The organism is Gilliamella sp. LMG 34360, from assembly GCF_984568995.1.
Genome location: NZ_OZ474900.1, coordinates 419,379 through 445,675 on the forward strand (window position 1 = coordinate 419,379; position 26,297 = coordinate 445,675).

Below are 26,297 nucleotides of genomic sequence, written 5' to 3' on the forward strand. Positions count from 1 at the left end.
CACTTCTGACTAAAGTGGCATTTTTATTTAAATTCATATAACAATTTTGTTATTGAGCTTGTCGTTTTTTATTATTGATACCAATAATTAACGTTAAAAAGGCTGAAATCATTAACATTCCGGCAACAAAATAAAGTGCATAAGAAAAATCACCCGTTGCCTGTTTTAACCAACCAATTAATGCCGGTCCAGCAAATCCACCTAAATTACCTATGGCATTTATCGCCGCTAATCCGGCAGCAATAGCTGGTCCATTTAAAAATTGAGATGGAATACTCCACAATGGTGGTTTGCAAGATGATATACCAATATTAGCCATAACTAAGGCAATGGTTGCAATAATTAACGCTGTAGCAAGGCCGGCAATAATGAAACCAACGCACGCAAGTAAACACGCACAAATAACATGCCAGGTTCGTTCATTTGTTTTATCCGAATGTTTCGCCCACAGGATCATCGTGATTGCAGCTAATGCCGGTGGTATGGAATTAATATAACCGACTTGAATTGTGGATAAGCCAAAAGATTTAAAAAACATTGGAGACCAAATATTGATCGAATAAAGTCCAGCAGAAGTACCAAAATAAACAATCGCTAAGGTTAATACCCTAATATCAGTTAATCCTTTCCATATACTGGTTTTTATTACTGCTTTTTCCCCTTGTTTCTCTTTTGCAAGAGTATCGACTAACCATTTAGTTTCGTCTTCTGTTAGCCAGCTATTTTTTTCTGGTTTGTCATTAACATAAAATAATGTAAATATCCCCATTACCGCGGCAGCAATCGAACACATTAAAAACATTAATTGCCATCCTTTAAATCCAAATGCGCCGTGTAAACTCATAATGATTCCGGCTAAAGGTGAACCAATCATGGCTGAAATTGGTGCCGCAGCCATAAAGAACGCTATCATTTGAGCGCGTTTCTTTATTGGAAACCATGTGGATAAATACAATATGATTCCAGAAAAAGAGCCTGCCTCAGCTACTCCCAATAAAAAACGAATAATATAAAAACCAGTAACTGTTTCAACATAAATCATACATGCTGTGATTACAGCCCAACTTAGCAATATTCTAGCTAACCAAATACGAGGTCCCACCTTTTGCAAAATAATATTAGATGGGACATCAGTAATAAAATAACCAAGAAAAAAAAGTCCAGCCCCAAGTCCAAAAACGGCATCAGAAAATCCCAACTCCTGATTCATCGTTAAAGCAGCAAAACCAATATTTATTCTATCGAAAAACCCAATGAAATAGACTAGCATGACATAAGGAATTATTCGTAATGTGATTTTTCTTAATGCTGTTTGCTCTAAATTTTGTTTCATTACATTTCATCCTTCTCACTAAAGACAAATTTTTTGTCTTTTATTAAAACTTCCAACATAACGTTAACCTTTATAATTTTGATGTTACTTATGGATAGTTACCGTTATTTAATAAACCTGACTTGCGGAATAATTTCTTGATAAACTTCTTCCTTGCGTTGATTGAAAATGATTTTGTTATTTTCAAATAAGTTATTCCCTTCGGTATCAATTGATACAATCAAAGGACCTAATTCTTTTACTTTACATACCCACAATGTTTCAGGCATACCAAGATCTCGCCATTTAGCATCAACTATTTTTTCAACTTGTGTTGCAGCAACAACAGCACATCCAGCCGGGAAAACGACATGAATTGCTTTATATTTTTTACAACCCTCTTCAGTATTTGGCCCCATTCCACCTTTACCAACTATTAATTTCACGCCTGTTTGTTCAATAAATTCTTTTTCAAATTTTTCCATTCTCATGGAGGTTGTTGGTCCAATAGATATCATTTGAAATTCATTATCAGATAATGCTTTAACTATTGGTCCTGCATGAAAAATTGCACCACCATTTATATCAACCGGTAAATCTAATCCTTGTTCAATTAATCGACGGTGAGCCACATCACGACAAGTTACAATATAGCCAGTTAGGTAAACGATATCCCCAGCTTTAATTCCTTCTAAATCCTCAGATTTTATTGGGGTGGTTAATATTTTCTTTTGGCTCATAGTGTTACTCCTTTGTGACTTATCGTTTGGTAATTCAACTCTTTATCAAATACAATTGTTCCTCTACGGTGAGACCAACAACCAACATTTACTGCCACACCAATCGCCGATGGATGACGTGCACCATTTTCAACATGGACTCCCATAACTGAATATTTACCAGACATACCTTGAGGACCTAATCCTATTTTATTTATGCCATCTTCAAGCAGCTGTTCAAATTTAGCGGCTTTTTCATTGGCATTTCGAGAACCGATTGGGCGCATAAGCGCTTTTTTGGAAAAAAGTGCTGCTGTTTCTACTGAAGTAGCCACACCAACACCAACAAGTAGCGGAGGACAAGCATTTAATCCATAGCTGGTCATTACATCTAAAACAAATTTAGTTACCCCTTCATAACCAGCACCAGGCATGAGTACCATTGCTTTACCTGGCAAAGTACATCCGCCTCCAGCCATGTAAGTATCAATTTCAACGACATCACTATCAGGAATAATATCCCAAAAAATATAAGGCGCATTTGTACCTATATTTTTGCCAGTGTTTTTTTCATCAAATGTTTCAACACAGTTGTGTCTAAGAGGGGCGGTAATTGTGGCTTGAAATACTGCATTAGTTAAAATGTTTTCTAATTCACCAATAAGAGGAAAATTCGTACCACATCTTACCGAAAACTGTAAAACGCCCGTATCTTGGCAACACGGCCGATTCAATTTCATCGCAAGATTTTGATTTTCCTGCATAGTGCTATAGATGACTTTTGCTAATTGACTTGTCTCCTTTTTGCTTAGATCTTGAAGTTTATTTTCAACATCGTCAGGTAATTTCTTACCTACAAGGGCTACAAACTTGCTCATTATTTCGGTCATATTAGTCACAAGTTTATCTTTATCTGACATAAATTATCTCCTAGTTGATGGTGATAGATTTAGATATTTAGAAAAATATATTCTGAGAAAATTAATTGCCTATCTATGAGGTGTTTTCCTAAAAGAACATGCTTCCATCTAATATTTTTAATCTCCTAACACTAAGTAATATGAGAATTATTGACCCAATTACTTAGTCATTATTAAATTATATAAATTTTATTTTTAATTCAATATATTTAATAATGTATCCAATTATTTGTGAGCAAGTTCTCACCAAATTAGTTTCCGATGGAATTTCAGTTATTAATTTCTAATGCTTAATTTGAGTTTACTTTATTGAATTTATTGGATTTATTATCAGGCTAACATAGCCATAAAACTAAAATTGACAGATTTTGCTATGAGTGATTTTTTATTAAATGAGGTTATTTTATTGAATTTTAGGTTTAAAGTGGACTTAACTTAACAGTCAATACTGTTAAGTTAATTTTAGCATTTATAACAACTCTCTTGTCATATCCATTAATGTTTTTACATCTTGAGGCTTTGTTTTTCCACTGTTTTTATCAATAATTGAGCTATAAATATGAGGAATCACTTTTTTAACCCCAGCATCTAAGGCTATTTTTAAAATGGTTGCATAATTGTTTAAGTCAATTCCGCCAGTCGGTTCAAGAGCAAAATTAAGTTCAGCACAACATTTTGCTACATATTTGAATTCATCAATATATTTTAAACCATCCATTGAAAAGTATTTTACTGAGCTTCCCCCCATATCTTTTAACATTTCAATAGCTGTTTCAACTGGAACTATGCCATCTGGCGCTTTACAACTTAATGGCCCGGTTGAAATTTTAACCAATCCAACTTTACCTGTTGGTGAAACTAAACCATTGATGACGGTATTATCTTGTCCGAGTAATGCTCGACTGGTGGCAACACCCGTAAAAACCTGATTTATATGTTGTGGTTGCAATACACTAGAAATCTCTGAAACCATCTTAGATTGATTAGGATCACCGGCACCTAAACCTATAGAGATAGCGTTATCAATCGCCATTGCATATTTTTTCATTTCAGTTATTGCCAGCTGATTAGTAGGATAATTTTTAGAGAGAACACCAACTACAACATAAGTTTGTGCTGCCTCATACACTTCTTTAGCATTTTCGATGGAATTTGCTAGTACATTTAGACACACTCTATCTTGATAATAATTAGGGATACATTTGTTAGTCATACTTTTATTCCTTTAATACAACTATTGTTGAATAATCATTTTAATTTTTTGATAAATTACATCTAATTGTGCTGCCGATACGCTACGAACATCAGCATCAACTTTCCCTTCATTGACTTTATACTCGCGAAAGTAAATAGCGGTATCACCCTCTTTCATCAGTTTTACTATATCGTTAGCCGTTTTACCGATTGTATTTTTATCAAAACTTATTTCAGCACGCGCTATATCTCGACCAGCACCATCCCATACAACTTTAGCGGATACCCCGTTTAATTTATTTAAGCTGGTAATAAATGGTGTCATCTTTTCAATCATCTGTTGGCCAGTCTCATTAATTGGCTCACTCATATACAATTCGATAGCTTTGGTTAATCCTAAAATACTTTCTTTACCAACTTTCATTGGACGACCAATGCCATTAGATTGTTTTTTTACCCATTCGATTGCTTGATGACGACCAACCACTAAACCACTAGTCGGACCTTCGATTGCTTTAGCACCACTATAAATAACGATATCTGCACCTTGTTGATAATAAGTTTGTAAATCTTCTTCTGCTGCGGCATCGACAATCAAGGGTAGCGCATGCTTTTTCGCCACACTTAATGCTTCAGCAACAGATAACATACTTTTTTGAACACAGTGGTGTGATTTCACATATAAAATGGCTGCCGTATCAGAATTAATCATTGCTTCTATATGTTCTGGCTTACATTCATTGGCATAGCCAGCTTCAACAACAATACCGCCACCCAATGAGACCATTGTTCCAATAGGCGCACCAAAGTTAACATTATGCCCTTTGGGTACAATAATCTCTCTTGGCACATATTTGTTTGATGAGTGAAGATTATATAGAAGATCTTGATCATCTTTGACGATCAGTGCCGCCACCGATTGCACAATTCCGGCCGACGCACATGAAACAACTACCGCATTTTCAGCATTGAGTAATTTAGCAATATATTGACCGGTTTTATCGATCAAATCTTTCATCTCAAAGTATTCATTTAAACCTAGAGTCACTGCTTGAGTAACTTCTTTTCGTGGTGTCGAAACACCTAAAATTGTCATTCGACCAGATGCATTAAGCACTTTTTTTAGATGATATTTTTCATAGATAGACATTTTTATTCACCGATTAATCACAATTCACTATAATTTCAGCACTAAATAAATTGCTAATATTTAGTGCTGATTTTCTAAAAAATTTATAATATTCCGAGTAGGGAACTAACGACGCTAATTACCACAACAGATATAAGAATTGTGGTATAACGAGGTCCTTTTTTGATGAGATAGAAATAGATCGAGAATACGGCAAGCAGAGGTAATAACCCAGGTGCAATTGAATCAATTATTTCTTGTACCACCACTTTCGTGCCTTCTGCGGTACTAAATACTAACGGCGTTGTTAAATTAACATAATTAGCTGAGAGAGCGCCCATCATAATTAGCCCTAATACATTGGCGCCATAAATTAACTGCTTCATTTTACCATCTTGTAATAGCGTAATAATGGAATCACGACCAACGGTATATCCTTTATTAATCAAACCGTAGCTCAAAATTAAGGTAATTGCCGGATATAGAATTAATGGCATAATTCCTCCCATTGCACTACCATTAGCGGCAAAAGGGATAAATAGTGCAATTAAAAGAGGCATAATAGCAGCCCAAATAATAGAATCACCAATACCAGCAAGCGGTCCCATTAATCCTGTTTTGATACCGGTTATTGAACTATCAGATATATTCTCACCCAAACTTTTTTGCTCTTCCATTGCAATAGCAATGCCTTGAATCATTGAGCCAAACGTTGCTTCAGTATTAAAAAAGTTCAAATGACGTTTTAATGCTTCTGCTTGCTCTTCTTTGGTGTGATAGAGTTTTTTAATAATTGGTGTCATCGATGCACAAAATATTAAACTTTGTAAACGTTCATAAGAACTTGATAACTCAGCACCTAAATAGTAGATAAGCCAAGCTTTACGAATATCATTTTTAGTTAAACGACTACTTTGTTTAGCTTTTTCAATCAATTCATTTTGTATAGTATCAGAACTAACTTGATTTCCATTCATCTTATACATCCTCTTTATTTGCGAAACCTTTAATTAAAAATGCTAAGCAGGTTCCAAATATAGCCATAGCCATTACATCAACTTTTAAGTAAAGAACAGCGAAAAAGCCACCAATAAAATAAGGTAATAAACTCTTCTTACCGATAACCATGATGGTGATAGCAAAACCTAACGCAGGTAAAATTCCACCGATAATTTCAAAGGAGTGGGTTAACCATGTCGGCATTAAACTTAAGAATTTTTCTACTACTGGCTGACCAAAGAAATTCGCCGCAAAAACAACAGGAAAGCGAATAACAAACCCAAGAATAGATGGATAAACAAAAGCACAGCGCATGATGCCACCCATATTTGCTTGTTCGGCATGTTTATCAGCCATATGTACCCATATAGCATTTAAAGTACGTCGTAACTGATCAACGAAAACACCAATAACGCCAAATGGAATCGCAAGCGCAATTGCCATATTGGTATCCATACCCGATTGTACGGCAATTGGAATTGCAATACAGGCAGCTAAAGCGGGGTCTGATGGCACATTACCTCCTGGTGTGGAAGTGACCCCCCAAGTAGACTAATTGCATTCCAGCACCGATTATCATTGATGCAGGCATATTACCGGTTAACAATCCAACAAAAATGGCGACAACTATTGGTTGTAGAAGCATTGCTGACAGGGTATAACCGAATCGCAAGCGAGCAAACCAATAATAAAGTCCCATGCAGACTGCAATCATTAAGGTACTCATACATCTCTCCTAATTAAATAAATCATTAATATTTTTTTAAAACATCATCGACTGGTTGAGGTTTATCTTCTGGGATGGTTTGGAAGTAAACATTCACACTCGCTTGCTTAAGTTTTTTGAGTATCTCAACATCAGCATCATCTAGAGTAATATTTTGAAAAACAGCTTTACGATTAGGTCCACCACCTAAGCCACCAACTTGTATTTGATCAATATTGAATCCCATTTCAACAGCTTGACAAACGGTGGTTAAATTAGGGAATAACACTAGTACATTTCCATCGCCAAGTTGATTTTCTAACCATGATTTAACAAAGCTTTGATTACCAAAACAATCTACTTTGACATTCGGAGGAGCTGCCATTAAGTAGATATTTTTCATAAATGGATCGTTTTCCAATTCATCGCTAACCACAGCTATTCGATTGGCTTGAGACTGACCAACCCATTTTGTTACGACTTGGCCATGAATTAAACGACTATCAATTCGACATAACACGATATTTGCCATAGTTTTAGTTCTCCTGAAATTTTTGTTTTATTTCCGCTAGCACATCTTTGCAGCTTTCTTGGCCAACTCCGACTAACTCGTCAACGATATTCATTAGTGGCCCTTCATCTTTTCGATTAATTGCTTCGATCAACAACAAAGCATTAAGTCCTGAAATAACCGCAATAGGGTAATCAAGACTTAGACGTGCTGCGACATTAGAAGTGGTGCCACTTATGAAGTCAGTAAGAATCAGCGAGCCTTTTGGCATGCTAACCACTTGCTGTTTAACTTTTTCATAAAATTCATTGAATGTATCGTTAGCGGTTAACGCGATATCAAATACTCCCTCGATTTTGCCAAGGATCATGCTTAAACTTTCTTTAAGCTGTTTTCCCCAATCGCCATGAGTGAGTAATAAAATTTGAGATGATGAGTTATTCAACTTTTTGCTCCTTATTACTATTAACTTACAATAACAGGAGCAAAAAACGTGCCAACAAATTTGTCAGCAACCAAGGAAGATAATTTATTGCTTAATAATCAATAATTAAGAGTATAATAATTCATAGATATATAAAAATTCTGCATCAGAGAGGCGAATAGTGTAACTCTTTTCAATAGGTAAAAAAGCTTCTTTGATGACAGATATCGCGTAATTAGAATGAATTGTCTGATTATCAATTGCCATCTGTAATGGTTTGCGACTAATTACAATACGTTCTACCATACAACAGCAGTGAATTAAAAAGCGAAGTGTCACTTGTTTGGATGGATGCAGATCAAGTTTTTGACAAATATACTGATAAAGATCTTCCATTTCCCGCAAGATACGCTGTGGATTTAATACAGAGATCTGGTTAATGATACTTTCTAATGTTAACGCACCGATGAATTTCATGGTGCTTTTTTCAATAATTAACCGGCGTTCATTCTCACTCATATCAGGTTTTAGTAAGCTGATCACCAATTCCGGACCCTGCTCGGAGAAAAGTTCTTCTAATGAGATAAATGGAATATCGGGGAGTTCTGGATGAAAAGTACCAATAATACCTACTACACGCTCTTGTGTATTCAATATATTACGTAATCGTTCCGGACTACGAATATCATTATAATCAACAATCAATATGCGAGTATTAATCAGTAATTCTTTAAAGCTTTCTTCAATCACATTTTTAATTTTAACCGCAGTACCCATACCGGTAATACAAGATATCATTAATACTTGTTCGTGATCATCATCGACTTGATCACACAACTTATAATCAATATTTTTATCTTGGATTAAATTAATTATTTCAGCAAAATCTTTGGCTGCATAAGTTATATCTAAACTAAAATCTAATAGTGCTGAAAGTGTAATATTGTGCAAAAGTAACACATTAATATTGAATAATTGGTGAATAACATTACCAAAATGAACTAATGAACCGGTATCGACAATTAGAATCAATTGTTGGCATTCGTATTGCTTAATTTTTTCAATTAAAATAGCTAATGTGTCATGCACTGATTGCTCAAATGGCATATTAATCGGTGTGATTAGTTGATATTCTAAAATTCGATTAACATAATTAGCCATACTGGTTGCGGTAGTGTCACCATGAGCAATAAATATAACTTTATAATTGTCAGGCGCTGATTTTTTTAAGCGATTTAAACGGCATTCTTTTAAAAATAAACACCAATACACTATTTCCGTTGACGGGCATTGGATATAAAAAATAGCTTCTATACGCTTACAAACTAATACCGCATTTTCATACTCATCTTTACAGTGGTCTAAAATCAAATTAGATGAATACAAATTGGGAATTAATCCTTTTTGTATATAAGCTAATAAGGTTAAAAAGTGTTTATGTAATAAACTTTTAAGATGATCTTGTAAAACAAATCCCAAAATTTCTTCAATATATTCTGTCAGGCTACTAATTCGTTTTTCTAACTGTTCACTATGTAAATATTGACTATGCCCACTATTTTTTGATTGATGCCATAATCAAAAATATTTCGCAGTTTCTTTTTTAAGATCGATAGTGTTTCTTGTGGCGATACATGACTATTACGTAAATTCACATATTCTTGGGTAATAAAGGTATAAAAAAGATCACTATCTTCTTTGGCGGATAATAATGATAAGGTATTTTTCAATTGCAATTTATCTGTGGTAGATATCTCAATCTGGGCATCATTTTTGAATAAAGCATTAATTAGTGTGGTCACTTCTGGAGTCGGCGCACAGGGTTCTTCAATAAAACGCTTATCAAGCAATAAGGTTGAGGATAGTTGATTAAGATCTGCCGCCCATCCTTGAGCACATAAAAACTGAATATCACTTTTTAATTGTCCGATATTACCTTTTAACGGTTTACTTAATAGATAAATTAAAGCAATTTTATCAATAGCAATCGTACGTTTTATCTTTCTGCTTTCAAGTAATATAAAATGGAAAATAAGTTCAGCACGCTCTTCTAAACTACGTTGCTCAATTGAAGGGAGCGTAATATAAACTTGAATACGTCTTAAAAAAGTACGCAGTAAACTTGATTGGATATTTTCTGTGGTAGCGCAAATTAAACGAATATTAACTTTTATTGGTTTATCACTTGAACCTAAAGGATGAAACTCTCCTTTATCAATTATTAAAAATAATTTTTCCTGACTTTCATTACTCAATCGATGTACTTCATCTAATAATAATAAGCCACCATTAGCTTGTTCAATTAGGCCGACTTTATTGTGCGAAGCGCCAGTAAAAGCGCCTTGTTTATGACCAAATAGATGTGAAGAAAGTAACTCTTGATTGTTAAAGTATTCAGCACAATTAAAATAGATAAAAGGGACCGGTTGCTTATTTTGTTGTTCTCTAAGTTGATGCATTAACTCTGCAAAATAAGTTTTTCCAACACCAGAATCCCCCGTTAATAATACATGTAAACCATCAGGATAAAGTACCGCTGCACGCCCTTTTTCTACAGCCGTTTTCAAACTGCGATCATAACCAATCAATTGGCTAAATGGATCTATTATCGGTTCAGCAACTTTCGGTAATAACTGATATTGGGTACTTTCATCATAAACGTTTACTGTTAATTGCCGTTGAATCAACTCTTCGTAGGATTTTTTATCTAAAAAATAGACGGGGCGAGATTTGATTTTTAAAACTAAACCATCCAAAGTTAGTTGATTTAATTCTTTGCTTACAGAATTTCGCGCTATACCTAAATTATGTCCAATCGTATTGGCATCAAAACCCAAAACTTTAGTCAAGTCGGTAGTAAATTTATCCCTCAAAGTATTAGTAAGACGAATAAGTTCATGATGAATTATCTGTTTGCGTTTAGTCATAAACAGTAATTTTTATAAATAAATCAATAACAATAATATAACATAGTTTTATTGGATTAAGTCAAATTAACATTTTGGTTATGTGTGATAGGGTAATTATCACCGATAGACCCGCAAATCTAACCGAGAAAAAAACAAAAATTATAATTCAACAATCTCAATACTAAATGATGATAAGACAGTGGAACATCAAGTGTTGCTTAACAAGCTAATGGATGCTAATAATTGAGAGTTTAATCAAAGTTAATAATGAAAAACAACCGTAAAGCAATTCGAATTGATATTGCGAATAAAGTGGGTAATAATATTTTTTAACTGGATTTTATTTTCAATTTTCACAATAAGATAGCTACAAATAATATAGAAATCTACAGTGATTTTATAGTAAATGATAATATTATAGAAATAAAATACAGTATTGCGGTACACGTAGCCATTCGCAAACTTCTTGATAAAAATAAAGGTTAATGGAATAACTTAAAATCAGTTGATATAAAATTAAGGATCCCCGCCAATGAAAAACATAAAAAAATTACTACTACTGATTACACTTTGTTTGCCTATGGTAAGTAGTGCTGATTGTGAAAAATGGATTGATCAATTACTTGAAAAATACCACTCTTCTCGTGAAAGTGATATGCCGGTTTGTAAAATATGGCCTGCTGATGAAAGTAAAACGATTGTGGTTTTACCGTTTCCTAATGATATTAAAGGGACAATTTATTATGATCTTGATGTATTGCTTGTTGATACTCAAAGTGGTGAATTAATTGCTCATAATTGGCAACAGGATGCGTTTGTTAGTGATGCTATTGAATTAAATAATTTTGAAATCGATACGGCTCGTTATCAACTTAATAATGAATCTCGAGCTTTTGGTGTTCGTGCCAATTCTGCAAATCGTTCTCGTTATGTTCCTATTTCTCAACAAGTAATTAATCTTTATGTGCAACAAAATGAAAAATTGAATCTCGTTGTTAACAACTTAATGCTAAATAACTCTGGTGGTGAATGGTATGATTGTGATGGTGAATACAATAGCCGTAATGCTGTTTTACTATTAGGGAACAATACGACCAATAATTATAAAGATCTGATTGTCTCATATAATGAACAAAAAGAAATTGGTAAAAAAAATAGCGAAGGGGAATGTATTGAAGAGATAACTAAATCAGCAAAAAGAAAATACACATTACATTATAATGGTGTTGAATATCCTTTACCCAAACCAGTATATTAATATCTAAGTAACCAAGATTCTCTACTCACATCAAAACGTAAAATGGACAGATTCTATTTTTAATATTCTGTCCTTTATTTTTAATTTCATAATTGATTCTTTTAGAATTTATTTACTTCATATCTTAATAAATTAAAACAATTAGTTAACTTAACAGTTATTCTGTGATGGCGATTGAGATCTAGTTCACAATTCTTCTAAATCAAAATTGACTCAATATGCCAAAATGATAAATTCAATAGTGAATTTGGTGAAATATTCTGTTGGTGTGCCAATAGATACCTCATCAATTCACTATACCCGTTTTATTACTCATATTAAATTTTTTGTAGAACGATTTTATGCCAATAATCAATTACAAGAAGATAATAACGATCTTTATGAACAAATATCCTCACTTTATCCTTATGCAATGCATATTGCAGAGAAAGTAAAACAATACATCGATCAAACTTATCATAGCTCAATATCCGATGATGAGATGGTCTATTTGGGGATTCACATTAATAGACTAATACGCAATACCAAACAATATATATCACTTAGTTACGTAACGTTGAGATCTAAATTTTTTACTAAAAAGTTGCTTTTGCTATTATTAGCTTTACCGATATGAATAGGTGATTTTAAAACAGGATATATTCATAAATTGCCATCTAAATAAGGTAGTTATCTTAATGAAATAACGTTATTAAAAAATGTAAACAGTTAAGATGCATTGACTCCTCTAAAGTCATTATTAGTCATGGATACAGTTAGATCAACCCTAGCTCAAGTTCCCCCCGTAAAATCATTTATATAAATCTAAATTAAACAAATCAATCTTTTAATATTATTATTCTACATAATACAATGTATAATCGTTTTAATTAAAATTGATATTATTAATACTCTGATATTTAACATTAATTTATCTAACGGTGTTACTAATTAATTTAAGGAAAGACTATTATTGATAGTTTGATAATATTAAGGAGTTGGAAAGTGTTACATGCAGTTATTAAGAAAAAATGCCATTATCTTTTAAAAGAGCAAAATAATATTAGAATACCTCGAGAAGACATCATTACCTCCACAATATTTGGTCCACTACGTTATTTTGAAGCTAAAGAAATTTATTTTTTCATTACATCTATCGCTGGCATTAAAACTAATTTAATTGATGATAGCAATTTACAGATAAAAGCTAATATTGATTTTTGGCCATCTAAAATAGATACTTTTAATAATGAGCGTAGAAGAACTGAACCTGATATTGTGTTCAATTTCGACGTGAATGACAAAAAGGAAACTTATATATTTGAGTTAAAATGGGGCACTTATTCTTTTTCAGAAGATCAAATTGAAAGAGAGTGGCAGTTTTTTAAATCGCCACAAGAGGGTGGAACATCTTATTTAATCTATTTAGCTAATTATGTCGATACGTTTAATGCTATTAAAGCCAGTAAAAATAAGAATTGGAAAAGTTTAACGTGGTTAAATTTTTTACATAAAATAAAAGAAATTAAGGATCAAAGTAATAATCAAAAATTACAGTATTATTTAGATGATTTAATCAGCTTTTTGGATTGTTTAGATTTTAGAGCATTTAATTCTTTCACTCATCTAAACCTCAAAATAAATTCTGACTTAAAAATTAATTATCATTTTCGAAATATTGGGGATGATTTAATCAGCTTTTTGGATTGTTTAGATCTCACAACATTTAACGCTTTCACCAATCTAAACCTCAAAATAGATCCTGACTTAAAAATTAATTATCATTTTCGAAATATTGGAACTGATGTATCTTCATCTAACATTTAATTGGAGTGGTCAACAATGGAAAATAATATTACGCGCACACAAGGTATAGCAATTACGAATGCATTAAATGAGTACAAAAAATTCACTGAAGAAGTCGAGGTGTTAAAAAGTACTATTTCAGATAAAATCAAAGCCTATTTTGACAAAAATGCTAAGCAATACAAAATAGATTCGACAAAATACACAACAAAAAAGTCTAACAACGGTTGGTTTTGTGAGTGGACTAGCTTAAGTGTTCCGATTTCAAAGATAAATGCCAAAACAGGAACAGAACCTTATGGCTATTTGAACTTTCAATTATGTTTTAGTGGCGAAACGGTTTTTGATAAATCAATAAGTGAAAAGCCTTTTCCATTAATTCATATTATTTTTTGGGAAAGTATGGTACATCGAGATTCATATTTTAGATACCCAGTAAGTGAAAGTGAATATTTTGAAGAAGATCATGGTAAATTTATTTTTATTGATGATGAAAATAAATGTGTCTTATCTCTTCTTTACGATGAGCTTCCTAACAATTGTTGGACTTATAGTGTTGAGCTTATGAAAATCAATTCCAAGAATATTGAAGATATATTATTTAAACCAGCTATTGAATTATTGGAAAAAAACCAACTTATCCGAAGTAACAATAAGGCATTAGATGGTGTTATTATAGAATATCCACCTTTAGAAGAATTTATTATTGAACAAATATAATGAACAAGTAAATTAATAGTAATGAGCTAATTTTTAATTAATAAAACATAGCCATTGCTATTAATAACTAGCCTAAAAGTTGTAATTAATAAAGTTTAATACCCTTTTGTATTTGGAATCGTAAAATATAAAATATTACTGTTTTACCGAAATATTTTTATAAGATTTATATTACGTCTTAATACCTCTCTTTTTTAGATAAGTTTTCTCCTTTATCTGATAACAAATTGTGATATTGATGGTTTTGTGTTAGTTTCTTTGTCATTACCTACTTATCTTTAGTCATTGACTTATCCAAGGTCTGTTTATGCCCAATTCATCTGCTAAAAAAGTCGCTTTTGCTGCTTTTATTGGTACCACAATTGAGTGGTATGATTTTTATATCTATGCGTTAGCATCAGTATTAATTTTTGGTCAGCTTTTTTTTCCGTCTGATAATCAATTTGTGCAAGTTTTAGGGACATTTGCCACCTTTGCAGTTGGTTTTTTATCACGCCCTTTAGGTGCAATTCTTTTTGGTCATATTGGTGATCGTTTAGGGCGCAAAAAATCGTTAATTATTACTTTACTGTTAATGGGAATTGCGACAACGTGCGTTGGTTTATTACCGTCTTATCAAGAAGCGGGAATCATTGCGCCGATACTGTTAGTTGCATTACGAATTTTACAAGGTGTTGCTGTTGGTGGTGAATGGGGCGGAGCCGTATTAATGGCGAATGAACATGCGCCAAAAGGGCTAAAAAACTTTTTTTCATCGTTTGCCCAGTGGGGTAGCCCTGCGGGTAATATTTTAGCATTGTTGGTTTTTTCTTATATTATTGGTTTACCGATTGATCAGCTAATTAATAATGGCTATTGGCGCATTCCTTTTTTAGCCAGTTTTATTTTGTTAATTGTTGGTCTTATTGCTAGGGTTACCTTAACCGAATCACCGGTATTTATCGAATCATGTAAAAAACAAGCAAGCCTAAAAGAAAAAGAATCCGCACCAATTATTGATGTGTTTAAACAAGCAACTCCAATATTGGTATTAGCCATTTGTGCCAATGTGCTGTCATTTAGTGGCATATTTTCTAATACACTAATGATTGGTTATACAACTATGGCTCTCGGTGTTGAAAAAAAGACTATCGTTGATGCATTATTTTGGATAGCAGTCGTGCACTTTATTGCTCAGCCGTTTATCTCTTATTTTTCAGAAAAGTTTTCAGCAACGCGCTTTTTAATTGTGTCAGCCATTTTGGCCATGGCATCAGTCTTTTTGTTATTCCCGATTATTCAGTCAGGAACTAAAATCAGCTTTATTATTGGTATTTCGTTAAATGTGATTTGCTACAGTGGCTTTTATGGTGTGATAGCGGGTTATTTAAGCCGAATTTTTCCAACCAGAATTCGCTATACTGGTCTATCGATGAGCTATCAAGGTTGCGCTGCCATATTTGGTAGTCTAATCCCAATGATAGGGGCATACATTATTTATACCTATAAAACTTACTGGTTACCACTCGCCTTATTTTATTGTGGTTTAGCATTGCTATCGATTATAAGCATCTATCTTTTAAGCAAGTATCACTATTATGATGAGTAAAAGGCAACTATCTATGAAAACCATTTTATCAATTCAATCTAATGTCGTGTATGGTTATGCGGGTAACAAAGTTGCTACATTAGCCATGCAATTACAAGGCGTTGAAGTCATGCCCATCCACACAGTGCAACTATCGAGTAATACGGTTTATCCCGATTATGATGGTATTGTACTGGGTGCTCAGCAAATTACTCGAATAGTAAACAGCTTAGAAAAAATCGGCGTTCTAAACTCAATTGATGCCATCATATCAGGATATATCGGCCTTGCCGAACAGGGTGAAGAGATCCTCGAAGCGGTAAAAAAAATAAAATACTATAATCCAAATGCCATCTATGTGTGCGATCCTGTAATGGGAGGAGACATTAATAAAGGCAGTTCGCTACCGCAAAATATAATTGATTTCTTTACTAAGCAGGCTATCAAACACGCAGACTATATCACGCCCAATTTATTAGAATTGCAATTATTGTCGAATATCGAAATTAAGACGTTTGACGATGTACAAATGGCAATCAAAAAGCTACAAAACAAACCTATCCAAGCCGTATTAGTCAAAAACTTAGTTCATGCAGGCAAAACTACAGAATTGTTTGAAATGATTTTAGCTACACCATCACAAAGCTATCATCTTGCCCGACCACTATACGATTTTCCTTATCGTCCATTAGGTGTTGGGGATTTAATTTGCAGTTTGTTCACTGCCCATTTAGTTAATGGCAAATCACAACTAAACGCCTTTGAATTGGCCGCTAACGCTGCAAATCATGTATTAGCTGTGACAAAACAAAAAGATGCACGAGAACTGGCAATCATTGATGCTCAAGAGTGGATTAAACAGCCCGATTTACAGTACCGTGCAATAATGTTATAAAAAACAACTTCCAATTAAAATTATATTTAAGTTATCAATATAATTAATTGAAAATTAAAAAATTTATTAATTATGATTTAAGAATGGTTGATAATATGAAAGGAAAAATAGTCAGTATAAGTTTAATTGCAATCGCTTGGTTAGGAGCGGCCAGTACCGCCAATGGTTACGAAATTGATTGCCCAGCTAAAATCAACATCAAATTTGATCATCCCGAGCTTGAAAATATTCCTGAGGGCTGGCAAGTTTCGGATAAAAAAGATCGTAGTCTTGCGCTCAGTAGTCTTGGTGTTTATTCTGATGAACCCGTTAAATTATTTCAGTTAAAGCCTGAAATTGGAATTATTGATGGCAAAAAACATAATATCACTTGGCAAGTCAACTCGGTCTATGATGAAGGTGGCAACTAAGTTAGTTGTAGCTATAATGGCGATGAAGTCCAATTGGTCAAAAAAATCGATTCATCGATGAAAAGCTGCTGGGCGGATTATTCAAATGATAAAAACCAAGCCATAAAAGCCAAACTTATCTGTAGTACGAGTGAATTGCAAAAGGTAAAATAAATCTGTTTTTTTTATTTTAAATGCTTTGAATTTAAGTATCTTCAATAGTGTTTGTTATGCTTAGTCAGTTTGATATTCATCTTATCGTTTTATAAAATCGGAAAATTATTTAGCATATTTTAATAACATTTAGCTGTAGTTAATTAAGCCGATAATTTGGGTTGACCAGCTTTATTAGATCTATGTGTTAAGGGAATCAATAACATAAACTCTAATCTATTATTGATCAATTCGCCCACTTTGTTGTTCTTGTGTTGGATTATGTGACCTACATTTTCCGTATATTATTGATTCAAATATTTTTCCACGATCATCAATTAGTCTACCTGTAATCACATAAGGATCACCAATAGGATATTTAATCTTTTTGTGATGCTTTGTATAAAGACCAAAATCAATTGTAATTATTGCACTTTGCAAACAATTCAAATTCATTTTTTTCTTATTTAATAAGCGGTCAAGTTTTGAGTGATATTCAGATATAATTTGATAAAAATTTGCTTCTTCAGGTTCAATAATCTGATTTAATAAATCAAATTTTAATGATTGAACATTGTTATATTTTACAAATCGATATAATACACCTAATGCCCAGTATCCCTGTAAATCATTATTTCGGCTGTTAAAGCTATTTAATATTCCTAGTATTACATCAATAAGTTCTTTATGATGCCCCATATTAATTTATCTTCTTTTGGTAAAACATTAAGCCGTTGTAACACTAATTGTTTAAAGGTTTGATTGAAAAAGTCATCTAATTGATTAATCTAATAACAATTTTAGTGATTCAATTCCTATCCTTTAAAATAGCATAAAGGAATAATGCAATAATATACTTTTTATTAATATATTAAGTTATATATCCTGTCATCATCTACAAAACAATGTCTAATACTTTTATTTTCTTTGAATAGAAATTTATCTATTAATAAAAATAATATGATTTTTGGGTACTGTGTTTTTCTTATATTTAAAGTGGATGGATTTCTCTAATTTTGTAAAAATTATTCAGGAGTCTATACCGTTTCATCTTAAATCGTTAACATAATTTAAAACAAAAAATTTTTATATTTGATTTTATTGTTTATTATTCAATTATTTGTCTTATCAAGCCTCGATCCAATTTTAATAAATTTTGCTCATTTAAATATTATTAACTAAATAGAATATTCAGCACTAATTCAGCTAGTTTATTCAAGATTTTCTTATTTTTCCGTTTTATACTGTGGACTTTGATTTGATTTTGTATCAATCAATACGTCAAAAGAAATTACTATTTTTAACATGTGTATTTATTTGGTATTGGAAATTTTTCTGTAAAATGATGTGATTGCTAACTTGGAATCTGTTGATGCGGGAAATAATTTTAGCTATACAAACAATTGTTTAGCTAAAACAAGATTTGCAACGTAGAGAAGGTCTTTGGTCACACAAAATGATTTCACAAGAAGAAATTGACCATGCACGGTAAGACGTTGCCATTGCAACAACAAATGATTTAGATATTGTTAAGAATAAATTGGCATTAACAATGCATTGCTTATAGAAACTCCACTACTTGAACAACCCAGCGTTCAACAAGCTATCTATAAATTAAAAAACAGATTGAAAGCTTAGGATTGTATGTTGATATTAATAAAAACACCTATATACCATTTATCCGTTAATTAAATAAAATGCGAGATATCATGGATCATTTTCAACAATTTGAATTAAAACAAATAGAAAATGACCTTGTCCTTGAAATAGGTGATATAAGATACTTCACTACAATTTTTCTGAAAACTTAGCGTTTATATTGATAATAAAATAAATAACAGAAATCAATCAGCTTACGAAAATTTAATGGCAATAGAAGATGAAATTAATAATTAATTTCTATATGTTATTTACTACAATTTATGTTGTTGATTTTTTAACATTTTATAACTAAAATTTTTCGGCGTATATTTCATTATCAATATAAATTAAATTTTAGATTGATATTTATGACTAAACACTATTTGAGTAATAATGAACAAAAGTATCTTAATACTTTTATGAAAAAAATTCCTGGACGATGTACAGAAGCGGTAATTAACTTAAAAAAAACGAAGAAAGCTTCATTTGAAGAAGTGTATTTTTTAGTTCGTATAATGACGATTTTTGACTATATAAGCTTAGTTGAGGAAAAAGGAAAGACTAGGAATGATATTAGGTTTAAAACTTTTTATAAAGGTCATGCAGTTTATATAAGGCCTCACTATAAAGTTGAAAATATAAATCCTAAAAGTCAAGATTGGTCTATTGATTTTGTATTAACGATTCACCGAATTATTAATAATAAGGAAATATTTATAGACTCATTGGGAATTGAATATGATGGGCATCCTTCTCATTTCACGCCAGATAGACTACTTTCTGATAGAAAAAGAGATATTCAAATATTAATTAAAGAGCATGTTAATTTATTGCGGATAACAAAAGATATTGTGACAGAATCTTTTATTGAAATAGAAAAAGCAATTTTTAGTTTTTTTGATAGAAAAATTTCTATTATTGATGAAGTTCAATCTAAAACGTTATCGTATGTTAATTCTCTTGAAGATATCCCAACATTAACGACATGCCAACTTTGTAATGGTATTGGACGTTTAAACTTTCAAGATTGCCCTATATGCCATAATATGGGGAGCACTCCTGAGAATCAAAAAATAGAACTATCTGAATTTGAAATTTTTACTTGCGGAAAATGTGGCGGAATAACCTCTAATGATTGCGAGTTCTGTGCTGGTGAAGGTAAGGTGACAAGGGAAATTGCTTTAAGTATGACATGATTAAAGATTACTCTTAAATAGATATCGATATAACTCGTTTTTCCAGCATTTAGGTTATAGTCACGATATAACTTATTTAAAGCAATTTTTGTTTCATATTTTGTAATACTTTTTTCACATTTAAAAATCTAAATCCTCCTAAAATTGAGATATATCCCGTAATTATCTCTGCACTTCTATATTATTTATAATGTTTTTTCAATTTGCATTAGTTTGGCCTTTATACTGCATATTGATACGCTAGTTATTCAACCTCAGTTATTACAACGAGCATTTGGTTATACGGTATCATCTTTGTATGTTTAATCAGGCTTGCGTGGTTTGTGAGTTCATCAATTAAAAATAATTAAATTAACGTAAACGATTTTTTCTGGTATTGTGTTGGTAATTTATACAAAATATTGATAAATATACGTCAAATTTACAATGAGTGAATTTTTTATAAACAGTATTTAAGTCAAGTTATTTAAGGGAGTATTTAATTTGTTACCTGATAATTCATTGATTAAATTATATGAGCAAAGTACAGCAAATTTGTATTTCTTTTACAACATCGTAACTGATAAACATAGCCATCCTTCTTTACAATTGACCATAGCATTACATGATATTCTAATCACCCTTGAAACCGATGATGAAAATCATCATGGATTTGGTTTTATTATTCGATCTAATATTCCTCATAAATTGAATACCAACAAAACTTGCGTTCTCAATTTTTTAGTTGAGCCTGAAGCACCATTTTTTAATTTATTATCTGACTTTACTAAAGTTAACCCTGTTTATCTGATATCTAAAAAACAATCTTTAATTCTTGCACAATATTTTATTCATTCTGTCAAAAATAAATGCTTATTCGATATTCAGCATATTGCTAATTTGTTGCACGGCTCTAAAACAGATTGTCGTTATCAACAAGATAATCGAATTGTTAAGGCAACATCGATAATTTCCACACTACCGATTAAACTTATTTCTTCAAAAGAACTGGCTGCAAAAGTTAATCTTTCCGAAAGTCATTTTTTACACATATTTCGCGCTAAGTTAGGCATTAATTTTCGGGGTTATCTTTTATGGAAAAGACTACGAGATGCCACTAATAGTCTTGAGTCAAAATCAAACCTAACAACATTGGCTAATGATAAGGGGTTTGCCGACGTTGCACATTTCAGCCGAACTTGCTTATCAAGTTTTGGATTAAGACCGTCAGAACTTAAACGGGCGTTAATGTCTGAAGACAAAAGTAATGAGATAACATCAATAAATTGCTTTAACAATGATCACTTTCAAGAATAGTTTAAAATTATACTAATATCAGGATAACTCTTTGTTTAAGATGAAAAGAATAAGATTCTAATTACATACATTAAACATCTATCTTTTAATCAAAATTTTTGTAAAAATTATTCAGGAGTCTATACCATTTCATTTTAAATCGTTAACACAATTTAAAACGAAAGCTTTTAAGAATACGTTTGAACAAACATCCGCTTTTTTGATTAACTATTATTAATAATCTTATGACTAATTAATCTAAATCCATAAATAAACAATTTTCCCACCTTGTGGTATTAGTGGTAGGTTATTGCAAAGTGTATTTATCCAAATAGTAATAAATCAAAAATTTTTTAAATTAGTTAGTTTTTTTATGTATAAATTTAGATTGTTAATAATTAAATTTAATTTTCAATTAACTTCTGTCCATAACCCATAATTTTATCTTCTTTTATTTCATATTTTAATTTCCATTTTTGATTCAGTTCTTCCATTATTTTTTGATTTAAGGTGGTATTATCAAAATATTGGTCTTTGCCTATAAATAAATTTGAAAAAAGATTTTTGTTTTTTGGAGCTTGTTCTAGAATTTTAAATGCTTGATAAGTTTTTTTAATATCTAACTGATTTATTTGGTTACATAACAAAATATATTTATCGTTCCGTGAAAACCCTTTAATTTTTAGTAATTCGAATAATAATTCATAATAAATTTGTTTATATTTTAAAACTTCTGTTTGATGTTTAATGCACAAATGTATGATTATTTGTTTTATTTCATCAGTAGTAGAATTATAAAATTGCTTATTGGTTATATAATTTAGATCTTTAACATCAAAGTTATTTTTTAAAATATCTTTTTTTAATTCTGTTGAATAATTTTTATTTTTAATCAAAATTGGCTTACTTGTTAAAGGTAATAATGAAAGCTTTTCATCCAAACTTAGGTCTTCCGATAATAGACTGATGATCTCGCCTTGATCGACTAATAAAGGATTGTTTTTTAGTTTGTTAATATAGTCATTAAAATTATGGATAATCAATTCTTGAATATTCTCAGGGTAATTTTTTCTTATAAAATCTAAATCTTGTTCCTCTCCTAGACTAATAGTTTTAAGCTGAATCAGCATTGATACTTTCTCTTTACTAACGCCTGTATCATTAAAGTTTGAACAACATTTACCATTAAACCATGCAATTAACATACTATATTTATCAGGCTTTAAGACAGGATTTAGGATTATTTGTCTAAAGAATAAATTTAAATCATCTTCATCTGATATTAATTTTTCTAAATCAGCCTGTTGCGGTGATATATTTTTGTTATCATTATTAATAAAATCGGCTAGTTGATCATTGATTTTTCTAAACTCATATCTTTCTTTCAATTTATAATTAAAGAAATAGTGGACAATATTATTGGCTGAATATTCTACTTTTTGCTTTTCAAGTAGTATATCCCAAATACCTTTATTGGTTACTTTTTTCAATAATTTAATGGTTAATGAAATTTTATTTATATAAGCTGTTTTAATAGTTGGAATTATATCCCAATGATTTAAAATGAATAATACAGTGTCTTCACCATCATCGATTATTGAGATATCTGATTTAGCAATAGATAGGACTAGTGGTTCAGGATTTCTTTTAAAATATACTTTAATTGGCGCATCATCACTTAATGACAATATAGTTTGTATAATGTGAGAATCGAAATTGGTTAAATTATATTTATTTTCTAATATATATTTTACATTAACATAGTTTAGCTCATAGTAATTGTTTGCTTCAACTAATGCTAAGAGTTCTGGAGTTGAATGCTCAATTTGTTTGAATTGAATATTCATTATTGCAAAAGCATCTGTTATTTTGCTTAAATGATTTTTTGTTTCATCAATTAGTTGAAAAATCCTATTCCATTCTTCATCAATATACAGAAAATCAGTTGAGTGTTTTTCAATAAAATGTTTTAGATCTCCGTTTTCATTCATTTTTATTAATTCTTCTCGTTCATTATGAATTAGTGAAAGATAAACATAAAGTTTTTGGTCAAACGTATCCATCCATTCCCATATATCATGTAATTGAGTATTTATTTGTTTCACAAATAAACATAGATATTTAGGTTGATATTTTGAGTTGTTACCTATTAATAATGTATAGTATCTTGCCAAATATTGTTCAATAAAATCAAAATCAATTTCAGGATGTAACTTTAATAAATTGATAAATTTAGATAAATCACTTGTTTCGTTTGTTGATAGAATATGATCTAATAAAGAGTAATTTAATACAGCTGGTTCATTAAATTTACTTGAATTATCGGAATTCAATCTTTTTAGTACTATCTCAGGTTTTTTTAATTCAAGCTGCCAGTCATTTTCTATTCGCTCATTAATATTACGCAAAAAAAGCGTATCATTTTGCGGTAACCCTTGTTCATCATAGAAGCTCGTATAATCATTATAATTCTCATCAATATAGCCTTGAATAATGAGTATGCGTAAAAGCGGGAAATAACATGAAGCAGATAATTTTTCATATTCAGATTTATATTGTCCATGCTCTATTTTTTTGTCATTGTCGCCTGACTTAATGTAAATATGATCTTTAAACAAAGTATCTATAGTAGTATTATTATCCTGCTTAAGCTTAATTATTTCAGAAATTTTCTTAGGTGATTTTAATTGTAATTTTTCTTTTTCTAATTCTCTAATTTCTGCTAAAAGTGTGGATTTTTTATTTTGTAGAATAATTTCACGCTTTTCTTTCTTGTTTTCATATTCGCTATTTTGCTCAAGATCATTAAAATATTGTCTGCAATCAATTTCCTCATAATGATAATCATCCTTTGGATATCCATTATTGATTTTATAGTTATTTTTTTTCAAATAAAGCATCAATTCTTCTTTATTTAAAGAAGAAATTGTTGTCCCATCGTCAAATTGATAGCCATTGGAATAAATGTAGAATGGTAATTGAGCATATGAACTCTTTAACTTCTCAAGATTTTCCAAATGATTGGTTTCTAATTTTTTAATTTTCTCTTTTTTTAACAGAATTAGCTTATCAAGTGGCTCATAAAGAGTATTTTTTTGTTTTATTAATGATTCAATAATTCGATGAACAACGCCTTGTCCTAAACCCAAGCGCGTTAAGGAATAATCTTCTGGAAATATATTTTTATAAACAATAATGGCTAATAGGTTTTCTTTTTTAAACCAACTGATTTGGTGGGGTAATTTTTTCTTATAAATGATATATTCATTACAAATATTTTTAATGAGTCTAATATCATCTAAATATAAGGATAAAGTGTCCAAAAATGTTATTGAAAAATCACTATAAATATTTTTACTTTTAAATAGATCTTCCATTTTTCCTAATGAATTGGAGTTATCCATAACGGGGACGATAGGTAAAATATAATCAAAAAACTTAGTACGTTCCTTTGAATCAAAAATTTCATCTTTAATTAGATAGATAAATTTGATTGATTTTCCCTTTTGTTCTTTCTTGTGATTTTTCTGTCTTTTATTATAAATATAATTTAATTCTCTTAATTTACTGAGTATCAAATTATCATCATAGCGGTCGATATCTTCAAAAACGATAAAATCTAATTGCGATTTATCTAAGATATAAATAATTTCATCCAAATATTTATCAAAGTAAGAAACATCACATTCTGATGATGAAATATCAATCTCATTCTGAAAAATTTTTAGTTTTCTAATAAGATTTTTTCTATGTTGGAGATCGATAATTTTATAAGAAACAAAAGTTATCAGAGCAAATAACAACCCAATAAATGTTAAAGTTAATTTAGTATGCTCTTCTAACCATTTATTTAGTAATATTTTATCAATATAAATAAAACAATATAAAAATAAAGAAATAATGCTAGCCCAGAATATTTTAATTGACGTTTCTGACTCAGCTTTAACTTTAAAATCTGTGTATGGAATTTGCTTTGGATCGATTTGATGAATAAGTTGGTTAATGATCTTTCTTTCTAACATTAATTCATCACTAAAAGTGAATTCATCATCTGCGTTTTTGTTTTTTATTTTTGACTTTAGATTAGGTGAAAAATAAGAAAGTGAAATATGAATACCATTAAGTTCTTCATGCTTTTCTTCATAAGTCTTAAATACACTGCTTTTTCCTGAGGCATAAGGCCCACTAATAGCAATGTTCAGCAAATCCTCTTCTTTGAATATAAAATCGAGCGCTTCGTTATAACCTATCATTTCATCAGGCGAAAGAGTCGTTGGCGTGAGTTTTTCAAAGGTGATATTTTCTTGTGCTTGAGCTAATTGCTTTGCTCCATTTTGATTATCTTCCATTCTCCATTCCTTGCAATGATTTTTTTAATTCAATCATTTCATTTATAAAACGTATTTTAAGTTAACAATATTCAATTATTTTAGTTTTAACATCTTATAAAATCACTCAAAAAGCAATATAACATATTTTTATTTATACTGAGCAGTGATTAACCAAAACCGATAATATTACTGATATTTTTTATTTGCGCATCTTTTAGTTATTATAAATTCTAGCAATAATCATTTAACCTTTTGTTTGGTTTA

The 26,297-nt window shown here is 30.9% G+C and carries 18 protein-coding genes and 3 pseudogenes; 9 read left to right on the plus strand and 12 right to left on the minus strand.

The features are described from left to right. Window positions 1–49: 49 nt before the first annotated feature. The 10 genes and pseudogenes from AC5LW9_RS01940 to AC5LW9_RS01985 all read right to left on the minus strand — a co-directional run bounded on the left by AC5LW9_RS01940 (window position 50) and on the right by AC5LW9_RS01985 (window position 10,841). Window positions 50–1,333: an MFS transporter gene (locus AC5LW9_RS01940; RefSeq protein WP_493456227.1), complete on the minus strand. Its 1,284-nt coding sequence runs from the start codon at window positions 1,331–1,333 to the stop codon at window positions 50–52. A 104-nt stretch (window positions 1,334–1,437) separates the two neighbouring features. Then, entirely contained in the window at window positions 1,438–2,052 is a 615-nt protein-coding gene (gene ttdB / locus AC5LW9_RS01945; protein ID WP_034884698.1) for a L(+)-tartrate dehydratase subunit beta, read from the minus strand. Beyond that, window positions 2,049–2,951 (minus strand): L(+)-tartrate dehydratase subunit alpha, encoded by a 903-nt coding sequence (gene ttdA, locus AC5LW9_RS01950; RefSeq protein ID WP_086326586.1) that lies wholly within the window; start codon window positions 2,949–2,951, stop codon window positions 2,049–2,051. The genes ttdB and ttdA overlap by 4 nt, the downstream gene beginning before the upstream one ends. Before the next feature lie 469 nt (window positions 2,952–3,420). Next, on the minus strand, window positions 3,421–4,164 hold the full coding sequence (dagF, locus tag AC5LW9_RS01955) for a 2-dehydro-3-deoxy-phosphogluconate aldolase (protein ID WP_110424564.1): 744 nt from the start codon (window positions 4,162–4,164) through the stop codon (window positions 3,421–3,423). A 21-nt stretch (window positions 4,165–4,185) separates the two neighbouring features. Then, a complete protein-coding gene (locus tag AC5LW9_RS01960) occupies window positions 4,186–5,295 on the minus strand; it encodes a DgaE family pyridoxal phosphate-dependent ammonia lyase (protein WP_110434848.1) in 1,110 nt (369 codons plus the stop codon). Between the two features lie 83 nt (window positions 5,296–5,378). Next, on the minus strand, window positions 5,379–6,251 hold the full coding sequence (locus tag AC5LW9_RS01965) for a PTS system mannose/fructose/sorbose family transporter subunit IID (protein WP_276895885.1): 873 nt from the start codon (window positions 6,249–6,251) through the stop codon (window positions 5,379–5,381). A gap of 1 nt (window position 6,252) precedes the next feature. Then, window positions 6,253–7,000 (minus strand): annotated as a pseudogene (locus AC5LW9_RS01970) (PTS mannose/fructose/sorbose/N-acetylgalactosamine transporter subunit IIC). A 25-nt stretch (window positions 7,001–7,025) separates the two neighbouring features. Continuing rightward, window positions 7,026–7,511 carry a PTS sugar transporter subunit IIB gene (locus tag AC5LW9_RS01975; RefSeq protein WP_034884328.1) on the minus strand — a complete coding sequence of 162 codons (486 nt, stop codon included), beginning with the start codon at window positions 7,509–7,511 and terminating at the stop codon, window positions 7,026–7,028. 4 nt (window positions 7,512–7,515) lie between these two features. Beyond that, window positions 7,516–7,935 (minus strand): PTS sugar transporter subunit IIA, encoded by a 420-nt coding sequence (locus AC5LW9_RS01980; protein WP_493456228.1) that lies wholly within the window; start codon window positions 7,933–7,935, stop codon window positions 7,516–7,518. A gap of 105 nt (window positions 7,936–8,040) precedes the next feature. Continuing rightward, window positions 8,041–10,841, minus strand: a pseudogene (locus AC5LW9_RS01985) (sigma 54-interacting transcriptional regulator). Window positions 10,842–11,355: 514 nt separating this feature from the next. On the opposite strand from AC5LW9_RS01985, the gene AC5LW9_RS01990 reads away from it, so the two are divergent. The 7 genes and pseudogenes from AC5LW9_RS01990 (at window position 11,356) to AC5LW9_RS02020 (ending at window position 17,611) form a co-directional block, all read left to right on the plus strand. Further along, window positions 11,356–12,081, plus strand: a complete 726-nt coding sequence (locus AC5LW9_RS01990) for a PA3715 family protein (protein ID WP_493456229.1) — start codon at window positions 11,356–11,358, stop codon at window positions 12,079–12,081. A 226-nt stretch (window positions 12,082–12,307) separates the two neighbouring features. Next, window positions 12,308–12,697 carry a PRD domain-containing protein gene (locus tag AC5LW9_RS01995; RefSeq protein WP_493456230.1) on the plus strand — a complete coding sequence of 130 codons (390 nt, stop codon included), beginning with the start codon at window positions 12,308–12,310 and terminating at the stop codon, window positions 12,695–12,697. A gap of 368 nt (window positions 12,698–13,065) precedes the next feature. Then, the gene (locus AC5LW9_RS02000; protein WP_198227231.1) at window positions 13,066–13,887 is read left to right on the plus strand and encodes a hypothetical protein; all 822 of its coding nucleotides are present in this window, start codon (window positions 13,066–13,068) and stop codon (window positions 13,885–13,887) included. 15 nt (window positions 13,888–13,902) lie between these two features. Then, on the plus strand, window positions 13,903–14,586 hold the full coding sequence (locus AC5LW9_RS02005; RefSeq protein WP_198227229.1) for a hypothetical protein: 684 nt from the start codon (window positions 13,903–13,905) through the stop codon (window positions 14,584–14,586). Window positions 14,587–14,893: 307 nt separating this feature from the next. Continuing rightward, on the plus strand, window positions 14,894–16,174 hold the full coding sequence (locus AC5LW9_RS02010) for an MFS transporter (protein ID WP_493456231.1): 1,281 nt from the start codon (window positions 14,894–14,896) through the stop codon (window positions 16,172–16,174). A 13-nt stretch (window positions 16,175–16,187) separates the two neighbouring features. Then, window positions 16,188–17,048 carry a pyridoxal kinase PdxY gene (pdxY, locus tag AC5LW9_RS02015; protein WP_493456232.1) on the plus strand — a complete coding sequence of 287 codons (861 nt, stop codon included), beginning with the start codon at window positions 16,188–16,190 and terminating at the stop codon, window positions 17,046–17,048. A 95-nt stretch (window positions 17,049–17,143) separates the two neighbouring features. Further along, window positions 17,144–17,611 (plus strand): annotated as a pseudogene (locus AC5LW9_RS02020) (STY0301 family protein). A 219-nt stretch (window positions 17,612–17,830) separates the two neighbouring features. Here the strand turns inward: AC5LW9_RS02020 and AC5LW9_RS02025 are convergent. Then, window positions 17,831–18,289 carry a hypothetical protein gene (locus AC5LW9_RS02025; RefSeq protein ID WP_493456233.1) on the minus strand — a complete coding sequence of 153 codons (459 nt, stop codon included), beginning with the start codon at window positions 18,287–18,289 and terminating at the stop codon, window positions 17,831–17,833. Window positions 18,290–19,650: 1,361 nt separating this feature from the next. Between AC5LW9_RS02025 and AC5LW9_RS02030 the strand changes: the two genes are divergently transcribed. Both AC5LW9_RS02030 and AC5LW9_RS02035 read left to right on the plus strand, forming a co-directional pair. Then, window positions 19,651–20,427, plus strand: coding sequence for a putative endonuclease domain-containing protein (locus AC5LW9_RS02030; RefSeq protein ID WP_493456234.1), 777 nt, complete (start codon window positions 19,651–19,653; stop codon window positions 20,425–20,427). Between the two features lie 483 nt (window positions 20,428–20,910). Then, entirely contained in the window at window positions 20,911–21,723 is an 813-nt protein-coding gene (locus AC5LW9_RS02035) for an AraC family transcriptional regulator (RefSeq protein WP_493456235.1), read from the plus strand. A gap of 383 nt (window positions 21,724–22,106) precedes the next feature. Here AC5LW9_RS02035 and AC5LW9_RS02040 read toward each other — a convergent pair whose 3' ends face one another. Next, a complete protein-coding gene (locus tag AC5LW9_RS02040) occupies window positions 22,107–26,051 on the minus strand; it encodes a YobI family P-loop NTPase (RefSeq protein ID WP_493456236.1) in 3,945 nt (1,314 codons plus the stop codon). Window positions 26,052–26,297 lie beyond the last annotated feature (246 nt).